Origin of the sequence: Psychrobacter sp. DD43, assembly GCF_904846555.1 — a bacterium.
Classification (GTDB): Bacteria; Pseudomonadota; Gammaproteobacteria; order Pseudomonadales; family Moraxellaceae; genus Psychrobacter; species Psychrobacter cryohalolentis.
In genome coordinates this window covers 165,323-177,264 of record NZ_CAJHBE010000001.1, presented here as the reverse complement: position 1 = coordinate 177,264, position 11,942 = coordinate 165,323, and the positions used below count along the sequence as shown (strand labels likewise).

At 40.6% G+C, this 11,942-nt stretch carries 9 protein-coding genes; 7 read left to right on the top strand and 2 right to left on the bottom strand.

Annotated elements, in window-relative coordinates; genetic code table 11:
- The first annotated feature begins 111 nt into the window (after nucleotides 1-111).
- A complete protein-coding gene (gene plsB, locus JMX89_RS00740; RefSeq protein WP_201550468.1) occupies nucleotides 112-2,904 on the top strand; it encodes a glycerol-3-phosphate 1-O-acyltransferase PlsB in 2,793 nt (930 codons plus the stop codon).
- A 108-nt stretch (nucleotides 2,905-3,012) separates the two neighbouring features.
- On the opposite strand, the gene ettA is transcribed toward plsB, so the two are convergent.
- The gene (gene ettA, locus JMX89_RS00735) at nucleotides 3,013-4,674 is read right to left on the bottom strand and encodes an energy-dependent translational throttle protein EttA (protein ID WP_011512518.1); all 1,662 of its coding nucleotides are present in this window, start codon (nucleotides 4,672-4,674) and stop codon (nucleotides 3,013-3,015) included.
- Between the two features lie 370 nt (nucleotides 4,675-5,044).
- Here ettA and JMX89_RS00730 point away from each other — a divergent pair, with 370 nt between their 5' ends.
- The 4 genes from JMX89_RS00730 to JMX89_RS00715 all read left to right on the top strand — a co-directional run bounded on the left by JMX89_RS00730 (nucleotide 5,045) and on the right by JMX89_RS00715 (nucleotide 8,905).
- On the top strand, nucleotides 5,045-6,355 hold the full coding sequence (locus tag JMX89_RS00730; RefSeq protein ID WP_201550466.1) for a flavin reductase family protein: 1,311 nt from the start codon (nucleotides 5,045-5,047) through the stop codon (nucleotides 6,353-6,355).
- A 129-nt stretch (nucleotides 6,356-6,484) separates the two neighbouring features.
- Nucleotides 6,485-7,831 (top strand): fatty acid desaturase family protein, encoded by a 1,347-nt coding sequence (locus JMX89_RS00725; protein ID WP_201550464.1) that lies wholly within the window; start codon nucleotides 6,485-6,487, stop codon nucleotides 7,829-7,831.
- A gap of 182 nt (nucleotides 7,832-8,013) precedes the next feature.
- Entirely contained in the window at nucleotides 8,014-8,307 is a 294-nt protein-coding gene (locus JMX89_RS00720; protein WP_020442517.1) for a GNAT family N-acetyltransferase, read from the top strand.
- Nucleotides 8,308-8,611: 304 nt separating this feature from the next.
- Nucleotides 8,612-8,905, top strand: a complete 294-nt coding sequence (locus JMX89_RS00715) for a 4a-hydroxytetrahydrobiopterin dehydratase (RefSeq protein WP_133103928.1) — start codon at nucleotides 8,612-8,614, stop codon at nucleotides 8,903-8,905.
- 147 nt (nucleotides 8,906-9,052) lie between these two features.
- On the opposite strand, the gene JMX89_RS00710 is transcribed toward JMX89_RS00715, so the two are convergent.
- The gene (locus JMX89_RS00710) at nucleotides 9,053-9,208 is read right to left on the bottom strand and encodes a DUF1328 domain-containing protein (RefSeq protein ID WP_011512513.1); all 156 of its coding nucleotides are present in this window, start codon (nucleotides 9,206-9,208) and stop codon (nucleotides 9,053-9,055) included.
- Between the two features lie 455 nt (nucleotides 9,209-9,663).
- On the opposite strand from JMX89_RS00710, the gene JMX89_RS00705 reads away from it, so the two are divergent.
- Both JMX89_RS00705 and JMX89_RS00700 read left to right on the top strand, forming a co-directional pair.
- The gene (locus JMX89_RS00705) at nucleotides 9,664-10,962 is read left to right on the top strand and encodes a saccharopine dehydrogenase family protein (protein ID WP_133103929.1); all 1,299 of its coding nucleotides are present in this window, start codon (nucleotides 9,664-9,666) and stop codon (nucleotides 10,960-10,962) included.
- A 464-nt stretch (nucleotides 10,963-11,426) separates the two neighbouring features.
- Nucleotides 11,427-11,834 carry a hypothetical protein gene (locus JMX89_RS00700; protein WP_133103930.1) on the top strand — a complete coding sequence of 136 codons (408 nt, stop codon included), beginning with the start codon at nucleotides 11,427-11,429 and terminating at the stop codon, nucleotides 11,832-11,834.
- Nucleotides 11,835-11,942 lie beyond the last annotated feature (108 nt).

Below are 11,942 nucleotides of genomic sequence, written 5' to 3'. Positions count from 1 at the left end.
ACAGTAACCGGAGCTTATTAATATTGGTAGTATCTACAGACACTATATATCGCTTTGATGGCTTTTATGGCATTATAAGGGCAATATATTTGACTAATTTTGATACCGATTATGATACCGAAGTTCTTAAAAAAACGGATTTTTAAAGCACCAGTGGTCAGCGGCAATACGCCAGCCACTGAACCGTCAGACACGCCAAAAATTGATGGCAGCCCTGTTGTACCCACGCCTTATACTAATGCACCCATTAATCAATTGTACCGTAAAATCTCGGGACAGATGCTAGATGTGGCGGTAAAACCAAAGCTTTTGGGTGAGTTACCTGAGTTTGATCAGGATGATCAGACGTTAAGATTTTATGTGCTGCAAGATTATTCGCGCTCCAACAGTATTTTGATTGACCTGCAAACGCAAGAACATAAATTACCGCCAGCATTGGTTGGGGTAAATGACAGTGCTCATAATATCAAAGAAAATGCTGCCATTATATTTTTACATCACCCCCATGCTAAAGAAAACCAACTATCACCGCGCCTATCACGTCTGGTCTCTGCTGTTTTGCAGTATCCAGAATTAAAAGTGCGCTTGGTCCCAGTATCTATCCTCTGGGGACGCGCGCCTGAAAAAGAGGATTCTTTATTTAAACTGCTAACGGCTGATAACTGGCAAGATCCTAGCATTACCAAGCAGTTATTTAATATCGGTGTGATGGGACGCGATACTTTTATACAGTTCCATCCACCGCAAGATTTGCGTACCCTTATTAATGACAGCCTTAAAGACGATGATGATGAGCCTACTGACTTAAATTCCGCTATCTTTGAATCTGCTACTCTTGATACGAATGCCAGTGATGCTACAGATAGCGCCACTGAAAATACAATCGGTGTAGCGCCAAATTATACTGTGGTAGCTGCGGCTGATGGCAATCGTGAGCTTGTACGCTCATTGCAGCAGCAGCTTAATATTTATTTAGACAAACAACGCGCCAGTATGCTCGGTCCTGACTTGTCAGACAGACGTAACTTAGTAGATAAGCTGGTTTATTCGCCTGCCATTAAACATGCAATAGAGGCAGAAGCGGCGGCAACAGGTACTAGCCCTCGAGAAGCGCGACTACTCGCAAAGAGCTACGCTAATGAGATGGTCAATGATTACTCACATGCCATCATCCGCGGTTTTTATAAATTTTTAACGTGGTTATGGACGCAACTGTATGATGGTGTAGAAGTCCATCACTTCGAGCGTGTACGTGAACTGGCAGCAGATTATGAGCTGGTATATGTACCTTGTCATCGTAGCCATGTTGACTACCTACTACTGTCTTATGTCATTTATAAACGTGGCTTGAGTATTCCTTATGTCGCGGCGGGTGACAACTTAGATGTGCCAGTTTTAGGTCCAATATTACGCGGTGCAGTGGCTTTTTATATACGTCGTAGCTTCCGTGGAAATGCACTTTATACCGCAGTTTTACGCGAGTATATGCACACGCTTATTACTCGTAATACGCCGATTGAATACTTTATCGAAGGCGGGCGCTCACGCTCAGGACGTTTGCTACCACCGAAAATGGGTATGCTAGCAATGACAGTGCACAGCCAATTGCGTCAGAGTAACAAGCCAGTGGTCTTTATTCCGACTTATATCGGTTATGAGCGCATCATGGAAGGTGGCACCTATATCGGTGAGCTAAAAGGTAAGCCAAAAGAGTCTGAATCATTACTTGGACTCCTCAAAGTCGGTCGCAAGATTGAACGTATTTTTGGCAATGTGCACTTAAGTTTTGGTACACCGCTACATCTAACCGATTTTATGGCCAAATTTGATGTACCAGAAAACAGCTTACCTGCTGATCGCACCGATACGCCGCTCGATGATAAAGCCAGCGCCATGGTTGATAATATCGGTGTCAAAGTCATGCAGCATATCAATAAAGCAGCAGTGGTTACTCCGGTATCCTTGCTGTCACTGGTGTTACTATCTGCACCAAAATCGGCGCTCGATGAAGATATTTGCCGCGAGCAAATTGCCCTTTATCAAGGCTTGGCTCAACAGCTGCCGTATTCAAGTGATACGGTCGTTACCGACATGTCACCGCACCAAATTATTGATTACGGTATTAAGCTTAAGCTTATTGAACGTATCCCTCATATCTTGGGCGATATTATCCAGATTGCAGGTAAACAAGCAGCACTGTTGAGTTATTTCCGCAATAATATTCTTCATGTCTTTATTCTCCTGTCTTTCTTAGCGGCTTTAGTTGCCCGTAATGGTCGTATCGAACGTAGCCGTCTAGACAATATCGCCATGCAGCTCTATCCATTTCTGCAAAGCGAGCTATTCTTATATTATCCTGCACATGGTTTGGCGGATACCCTGAACAAAAAAGTTGACAGTCTGATTGCTCATGGTTTGATTGTAGAATTGGGCGATGGCATGCTCAGCGTCCCTGAAGCTAATAGCAGATGCTACCAACAGCTGCAAGTGCTTGCTACACCTGTTGAGCAAAGTCTTGAACGCTACTTTATGACCTTGGCTCTACTCGCTCAACAAGGCTCAGGCAACTTAACCGAAAACGAAGTAGTTGATTTATGTCATCTGCTTGGTCAACGTTTATCAGTGTTATATGCTGATGATATTCCTGACTTCTTTGATCGCGCATTATTCACCAGTTTCCTTGGTGCATTGACTCGTTTGGATTATCTGCAAAAAGATGCAGAAACTGGCATCTTAACCTTTGATCAACGTATCAATGATATTGCTCATCATGCAAAATATGTGCTGAGACCCGAAATGATGCAAATCTTGCATCAAGTTGCCAGTCTCAATGAAGAAGAGATTGCTCATGCTATTACTGAGATCAGCAATAAAAAGCAACGTAAATTTGGGCGTAAGCGTTAACTTTTAAATCACTTAATAACACAAAAAAATGATGATGCATAAAAAAGACCTCTAATAATTAGAGGTCTTTTTTTATTACTTTACATTTGAAATTTCTAAGCAACTATCTTAAGTTGAAATCTTTTTATACTTCATACGCTTAGGATTGGCATCATCACCCATCGTCTTTTTACGATACGTTTCAAACTCAGAATAGTTACCATCGAACCAAACTGGACCTTCATCTTCAAACGCCAAGATATGAGTCGCGATACGGTCAAGGAACCATCGATCATGCGACACGACCATGACAGTACCTGGGAAGACCTGAATCGCATCTTCTAGCGCACGTAATGTTTCAATGTCCAAATCGTTTGATGGTTCATCAAGGAGCAATACGTTTGCGCCTTGCTTCAAGGTCTTAGCTAACTGCAAGCGGTTACGCTCACCACCAGACAATTGACCGACGTGCTTTTGCTGATCTGAACCTTTAAAGTTAAAGCGACCAATATAAGCGCGGCTTGGGGTCGTATAGTCACCAACGGTAATAATATCAAGCCCGTCAGAGATTTCTTCCCAAACTGTTTTGCTGTCATCTAAATTGTCGCGTACCTGACCAACATAAGCAACTTTGACACTTTCACCTAAATCGACTGAGCCTGTATCTGGCGTATCGCGTTCGGTAATCATGTTAAATAGTGTGGTTTTACCCGCACCATTTGGACCAATAATACCAACAATGGCACCAGCTGGGACGTTAAAGCTAAGGTTTTCATAAAGTAAACGGTCACCAAATGACTTGGAGATATCGTTGACTTCGATGACTTTATTACCCAAACGAGGACCCGGTGGAATATAAATCTCAGAGGTCTCATTACGCTTCTGGAACTCTTGTGAGTTCAATTCTTCAAAACGCTGTACACGAGATTTAGACTTAGCTTGTTGACCTTTTTGGTTTTTACGAATCCAATCCAGCTCTTTTTTCAACGCTTTAGCAAACGATTCTTCTTGCTTATTCTGCTGCTCTAGACGAGTGTTCTTTTGCTCAAGCCACTCAGTATAGTTGCCTTCATACGGATAGCCATGACCGCGGTCAAGCTCCAAAATCCACTGAGCGACATTATCCAAGAAATAACGGTCATGGGTAATGGCAACGATAGTACCGCTATAGTTCTGCAGGAACTGCTCTAACCATGCCACGGACTCAGCGTCCAAATGGTTGGTTGGTTCGTCAAGTAATAACATATCAGGGCGTGATAAGAGCAAACGACATAGTGCCACACGGCGTTTTTCACCACCAGATAGTTTACTGACATCCGCATCCCATGGTGGCAGACGAAGTGCATCAGCCGCTTTTTCAAGCTGGGTATTTAAGTTATGCGCATCCCATGCTTGGATGATGTCTTCCATCTTACCTTGCTCTTCAGCAAGCTTGTCAAAGTCAGCATCAGGTTCAGCATATTCAGCATAAATGGCATCAAGACGAGCAAGCGCATCTAACGCCTCACGCATACCGTCTTCGACGTTACCTCGGACGTCTTTACTGTCATCGAGCTGCGGTTCCTGCGGCAAATAACCGATTTTGGTACCCGTTTGCGCACGAGCTTCACCACTAAATTCAGTATCCACGCCCGCCATGATGCGTAGCAAGGTTGATTTACCTGAGCCATTGATACCCAAAACACCAATTTTGGCGCCAGGGAAAAAAGATAGATTGATGTTCTTTAAAATTTCACGCTTAGGTGGAACAAGTTTTGACACGTTGTTCATCGTGTAAATATATTGAGCCATTAACACTCCGATAGACTGCATAAAAGAGGCAAACAAACAGACTTAGCAATACTACCAAGTAAGCTGCACCTCAAAATCAGGGGTATTCATTGACTGTCATTATCGCATTGTGGCGCAACCCCTGCAAGCTAACTGGCTGTTTTACCGCTTGTTTCATACCTTTTGACACAAAGCTGAGCGCATTTTATATAAAAGCTTCTATTAAAATTATCATTCAGCTTACTGGTGTATCTTTCTGATTCATGGCTGTTTTATAAAAACCACAAAAAACAGCATTAAACATTTCGCAAAATTAATCAATAGACGATATTATATTAGCTAATCTTAATAAAATAGCTTTGTAAAAACGGCTTGATAGAAAAGGTACTCCATGACGACTGGCTATCGCCCTGAACTGATCCAACGTGTGTTTATTGATTTCATCAGTACGCGGCTGCACCCCTTTTGGTCATTAACTGTGCCTAAATTGCGTCTTATAGCACGCCGTACACTCAGTGATGACTTGATAGCGCTACAATTTGAGCCTAACCGCGCCTTTAAGCAGCAAGCTTTTAGTTCAGGTAATAGCTCACACAATGGTTGGCATGGCGGACAGCATATTGATTTAAGCATACTGATTGATGGTGTTTATCATCAACGCCACTATTCATTGGTTGGTCTAGCGCAGCAGCCATTATGGTGGCATGAGGACAGCGATAAAAATTCTAATCGAAATCAAGATAGCCTTAATAAAAACGGCTTTGATAGAGATCGCCTTGATGAAAAGTCACAACTGCAAACTATTGTCTCTACGATAACTATTGCTGTTAAGCCGCAAGGTCTAGTATCAGATTATCTAAGTAAACGTGCAGCACTGGGTGCTATATTTAATAGCAGTTTACCCAGTGGCGAATTTACTCTAGCTCATACAGTGTTAGCACAGCAAGCAAGTCAAATAAGCGAACCCTTATCCCTTACCTCTACACCACTGCCACTATTGTTTATCGCTAGCGGCAGTGGTATTACGCCAATGCTAGGTTTGATTACGCAGGCGCTGCAAAATGGACATCTAGTAACGCTGCTACATTACAATCGTACAACCTTCTATAAATACCCATTGCAAGATCAATGGCAGCAGTTAGCTACTAAATATCCAACGTTCATTTATCATCTTATTAATACGGAAGACCCCAATACTTATCTTGCCGGCTCGCGACATTTGAGCGTAGAAACTTTAATAGCATTAAAATTACCACTGATGGATACACAGATATTTGCCTGTGGTTCGCCGGCGTTGTTAGCGGGTTTGTACCGCGCTTGCGATGAGATTAATTTGCCAGATAACAAGCAGCTGTGTGACAACATTACGATAGAGAGCTTTAGTGCCATAGAAAGCTTAGATTATATGTTTTCTACTATAGATAAAGCAGACGAAGAAGCCGTTACTAGCGAAGAAAAAACCATTTATTTACGTGGACGGCAACGACAATATAACAGTAGTACGACATTACTATTAGGTGCTGAAAGCGCTGGTATTCGAATGAGCCACGGCTGCAGACAAGGTATCTGTCAGCTGTGTCGCTGTAATAAGATCAGCGGTAGGGTCAAAAACATTCAAACCGGTAAGATAAGTAATGATGGCTATGAGTCTATTCAAACCTGCATTAATGTACCAATGACTGATGTCATATTGGATATTTAAAAAATATTATCAAGGATAAGACAGCCTTGCATAAACATTTATTTGTAATGTTTATTAAAACTGACACCGATGATTAAACCGAACGTTGTGCTTACGATTTATTGATGCACCTTCGGATAAGGACTATCTATGCGCTTGTTACCTCCTATATTTAAAGCTAAATCTGCCGTCTCTACTATAACTTCGCTAGTCGATGCACCATTCAAAACCACGCGATATCCGACGTTAACGGCTGCGCCACTAGCAAAAGTGCAAACCGAAGCGCTCGCTAATGAATTGAATACACTGTATCAAAGCGTGATGGGCTCACTAGGCAGCGATGATGCGCGCTATATTCAGCGTGTTTATGGGACGGTGGTATATAGCGAGGTAATTTCACGGGCATTACTGGCATTCGCAGGACAATTATCATCAAAACTTAGCAAACTTAGCGTTTGGCTACTTGGCACATCCTTATTGAGTTTTAGTAAAATTTTAAACAACATGGAGCTTGGCCATAATGTCATGCATGGTCAGTATGATTGGATGCAGCACCCTCACCTTAACAGCCAAAAGTTCGATTGGGATATCGTTTGCCCTGCGCCCCTATGGCAGCATTCGCATAACTACTTGCATCATACTTTTACCAATATTGTCGGTCGCGACCATGATGTCGGCTACCACTTGATTCGCGTTACTGATGAGCAGCCTTGGACGCCAAGCGATCGCTATAACTTATTTAAGACGATGATATTGGCATTAGGCTTTGAATGGGCCGTCGCCTTCCATGATATTCAAATCAGTGTCGACGAGTACGCAGACGTACCAAAACTGACAGACATAATGCAGCCAAAAGCTCGTGCACTATTTGGCAAAATCGCCCGACAAGTTGGTAAAGATTACATTGCTTTTCCTACGGTGGTAGGTCTGACATTAGGTCGTGGTAGTGCTTTGACGACTCTAAGCGGTAATATCACTGCCAATATCGCTCGTAATCTATGGACATGGGCAGTGATATTCTGTGGTCACTTTACCGAGCAGGCTCATATGTATACCCATCTTGATGCCAATGAGAGCAAAGGTGATTGGTACGTGCGTCAAATTCTCGGCTCTAGCAACATTCAAGGTAATAAATGGTTTCATATTTTGACCGGTAATTTATCGCATCAAATTGAGCATCATATCTTTCCCGATATGCCTGCTAGGCACTATGCGAAGATTGCACCAAACGTACAAGCCATCTGCGATAAATACAATTTAACCTATAATACTGGGCACTTTAGTCATCAATTTCAACAAGTAATTGGACGCATTCGCCATTTTAGTAAACCAAATAGCGATGAATGGCATACTTATACACAATCGATATCAAATAATGATAGAAGCATTACCAACAAAAGCAGTAATAACCATGCCTCTAACAACGCTACTGAGACATTACGTGGTTTTAGAAGGTTTCTCCCTCAGGTTGTGCGCCAAGCTATGTTTTATGCCTGATTTTTTATTAACGAGACTGGCATAGTCTTTAAGCTTGAAAAGAGCTTTTAGAATAGAAGCCTGTTAAAAATATTAACATTTGCCCTATCTACTCTTACGCTAACAGCCTAGAGATGTAAACTAGAAATCTGCACAATAACAAGAGTAGAAATAATTATAATATTTGAAAATAGGGAGTTTTTATGAGTAACGTCGGTACAAAATCAGATATGAATATCGTCCATAATGAGGCAGCGAGACGCTTTGAGACTTCGATCGATGGGCAGACAGGTTATATCAGTTACAAAGAGCGTGAGGATAAGCTGGTATATGATCATACTATCGTCCCACAGGAGTTAGGTGGTCGAGGGGTTGGCTCGGCATTGGTAAAACATGCATTGGACTATGCTCGTGAAAACAATAAGAAAGTAGTACCGCAGTGCTCGTTTGTTGCCTCGTATATTGATAAAAATCCTGACTACAAGGATCTACTATAGTTCAAACTATTGAATAAGTATGTTTAACGATAAATAGCTACGATAGTTTGCTCTATTAACCGTTATACTAGCGCTATATACTCTCAATAATAACGTCATAGCCCTCCTATCTTCTTGATACTTCTATTATATTTTTTTAACCAAATATATAATAAAATGTCAGTGACAGGTGGGTTTTTTGTCCTATGACTTTTTATAAGCGTTTATTACATTCGTGAAGGCAAATAAAACTTACAGTAGTTGCCACACTATTTTATCGTTAATAATGATTTTTCTATCCACCATAATAATAAAGGATATCACCATGAGTAGTTTATCTAATCAACAAGTCGATTTGCAGTTAGAAGAATTACCAGGCTGGCAGCGCGAAGGTAATGCGATCGTAAAAACCTACCACTTTGGCGATTTTGTTGAAGCTATGAGCTTTATGAATCAAGCTGCTTTTCATGCTGAGGCCTTAGAGCATCATCCTGAATGGAGTAATACCTATAACGTAGTAGAAGTTCGCCTGACTACTGGCGATACTGGCGGCATCACCAGCCATGATGTTCGTTTAGCAAAACGCATGGAACATATCGTCCAGCCCAAACGCCTATAAATATCACGCTGTGCGCTCACTATGTATCACTTAGCAGATAGCTATATTTTAGCCATAAAAAAAGACCTCAGATAGTATCTGAGGTCTTTTTTACTAGCCAGTTTTCTAACTGGCTAATGTCTTTATAGGACGAGTATACTTTTCCTATTACATACGGCGGCTAACAAATGCCACGATGAATAGAATGACTGCTAATGCTAACAAGATATAGGCGAAGTTTGCAGACAATCCAGCAACACCACCAAATCCTAAGAAACTTGCTAACAATGCGATTACGGCGAAAATAATAGCCCAACGAAACATAATGATTCTCCTAAAATAGTAATTGAAAAGTCAAATAATAAGGTTGCTATAGTAATTACTAACTAACTCTTACATTACCAACCTCAGTCATCCGATATTTTACTTTTTATTTTTTTACAGCTCTTAGTGTTTAAAAATATAGATAATGCTTTAGATAGTGCTTAGGAATATAGAGTAGCAATGATTTTCAATCTAAAAGGTTCATTTTGGTAATAATGTCGATAGGTTATGTAAACTTTGTAGCAAATCTTACCATTTAAAGATATTTTCAGTACTTATGTGTGGAAACGGTAAATAAACACTTAAGTACTACTAAGTCTATGAGAAAATTATTCAAAGATATTACGCTCGATTTTACAAATATTATTTATGATGCTTTTTTAAGCTCAATTGAACTTAATGATCATTTTCTTATAACAATCATTTGACAAAGCACACTAACAAGGAAGATAACGATGAATACGGATATAGCAAAGAGTACCAACTCATCAGGTAATAACAAAAAATCTAGTAGTGAAAAACGAGCTTATGCGGTGGTTTTATATGGGGCGACCAGCTTTGTTGGGCAAATCACTGCCCATTATCTGGCAAATTTTTTGTCTGCTAACAAAGATAAGAGCGGCTCTGAAATTAATTGGGCGATAGCAGGTCGTGATCAAAAGAAGCTCAACGAGTTGCAATCTAAACTGGCAAGCAAAGTAGATATTATTATTGCCAATAGCGATGATGCGGCAAGCCTTGATGCAATGACTGAGCAAACACAAGTCATTATCTCAACCGTTGGACCCTATCTTAAATACGGCGAACCGCTTATCAAATCGTGTGTTGATAATGGCACAGATTATGTTGATCTCACTGGTGAGGCAATATTTATCAAAGATATGATGGATAAGTATCAAGAGGCGGCAAAACAAAGCGGCGCCCGTATCGTCAACTCTTGTGGCTTTGATTCTATCCCATCAGATTTAGGCGTTTACTTTACGCAAAAGCAAGCAGAAGCGAAGTTTGACAGTGCTTGTGATGTGATTCATATGCGTGTGAAAGCCGCGAAAGGCGGACTATCAGGCGGTACGATTGCCTCAATGGCAACCATCTTTGAGGAAGTTGGACAAGATAAATCTCGTCGTAAGCAAGTGGCAAATCCTTATTTGCTGAACGATGATAAAGATGCGCCAAACGTACGTCAGAGCAATGTCAGCAAACCAGAATACGATAGCGAACATAAGCGCTGGCTTGCACCTTTTGTGATGGCAAGTATCAATACGCGCATTGTGCATCGCAGTAATCAGTTGCTTGGTTATGAATATGGACGCGAATTTAAATATGATGAAGCAATGTGGATGAAAGATGGTATCAAAGGTAAGCTGACGAGTTACGCCTTGAGTGCAGGCTTGCTCGGCTTTGCCACTGCCATGATGATTACGCCAAGCCGCGAGTTATTATCCAAGCACGTGTTGCCTAAATCAGGTTCAGGACCTTCTAAAGAAGAGCAAGAAAACGGCTATTTTGATATTCGTCTCTTTGGACAAACACCTAACAAAGACAGTATTACTACCAAAGTAACGGGTGATAAAGATCCAGGCTATGGCAGCACTTCACGTATGTTGTCGCAAGCGGCATTATGTTTAGCGCAAGATATCAGCAAAGAAGAAGTGAAGGGTGGTTTTTGGACACCTGCTTCAGCAATGGGCGACAAGCTACTTGGACGTTTAGAGAAACACGCTGGTCTGAGTTTTGATGTAATTGATAGCTAAACCTATGTCTTAAAAAGCAGTTTCTATACTATTCAATTAATAGTATTAAAATAACCGCATTTTGGTCACAAGGTGCGGTTCTTATCTAACAATAACACTACAATAATTGCACGATATCACTTATTAGTAGGAGTCTGTTAGATTTTTCATGGATGTACCACTGAATGTTTAGTATTTAAATTGTTATTATTGCGCTTAGTGTTTACGACGTCTTTTATATCTGACGTCTTTTATATCTATAGATAACGTTATGTAATGACCAGAATTTTTATACGAATCAATCATGATAGTCGCCTATTGATTATCATGATTTTATTTTTTCTATAGATTATATATTAGTTATCTTAAATATATATATTCTTTATTCTACATAGATAAGCACCATATCAGACCGCATTTAATCAAAGTTATCTCTACGACCATTTTAGCTGACATTATAAAAATATAAATTGAGGATTAAATAAATGAAAAACCATACTCTAGCTTTATCATTACTGATTGGCGCGGCACTTACTGTTCCGGCAATGGCAGCTCCAGCTGATACTAAAGCCGCTAAAAAGACGACCACCACTGCTGAGATGGCTGTTGAAGCCAAAGTTGAAAGCACAGGCAATGAGACTGATGCAAATACTTCTAAAACAAGCAAAATGACACCGTTTGCGATTAGCGAAACTCAAACGATTTCGCGCGCACGCGTCAATAGCAATATTAGTCAACAGCCAATGACTACTGAGATAAAAGCGCCAAACGGTCAACAACCGATGACTACCGAAATAAAAGCACCTGCAGAAGCTTTACAAAATTCAGAATTACAAACAACTGAGATTATCTCTGAAGATGTAGTGTTAGATGTAGAAGAAGATGAGCTATAAGTAAATATCTAAGTAATTATACTAAGTCGATTCTTGAAATAAATATAATGATTAAAAAACACCATTGATATATTTGATTTAATAAAAAGGCAGCCTAATGGCTGCCTT

What these genes read in the sequence shown, in the direction of transcription:
- JMX89_RS00725 (WP_201550464.1), top strand. Translation starts at nt 6,485, where the DNA reads ATGCGCTTGTTACCTCCTATATTTAAAGCTAAATCTGCCGTCTCTACT.
- JMX89_RS00710 (WP_011512513.1), bottom strand. Translation starts at nt 9,208, where the DNA reads ATGTTTCGTTGGGCTATTATTTTCGCCGTAATCGCATTGTTAGCAAGT.
- plsB (WP_201550468.1), top strand. Translation starts at nt 112, where the DNA reads ATGATACCGAAGTTCTTAAAAAAACGGATTTTTAAAGCACCAGTGGTC.
- JMX89_RS00715 (WP_133103928.1), top strand. Translation starts at nt 8,612, where the DNA reads ATGAGTAGTTTATCTAATCAACAAGTCGATTTGCAGTTAGAAGAATTA.
- JMX89_RS00700 (WP_133103930.1), top strand. Translation starts at nt 11,427, where the DNA reads ATGAAAAACCATACTCTAGCTTTATCATTACTGATTGGCGCGGCACTT.
- JMX89_RS00730 (WP_201550466.1), top strand. Translation starts at nt 5,045, where the DNA reads ATGACGACTGGCTATCGCCCTGAACTGATCCAACGTGTGTTTATTGAT.
- ettA (WP_011512518.1), bottom strand. Translation starts at nt 4,674, where the DNA reads ATGGCTCAATATATTTACACGATGAACAACGTGTCAAAACTTGTTCCA.
- JMX89_RS00720 (WP_020442517.1), top strand. Translation starts at nt 8,014, where the DNA reads ATGAGTAACGTCGGTACAAAATCAGATATGAATATCGTCCATAATGAG.
- JMX89_RS00705 (WP_133103929.1), top strand. Translation starts at nt 9,664, where the DNA reads ATGAATACGGATATAGCAAAGAGTACCAACTCATCAGGTAATAACAAA.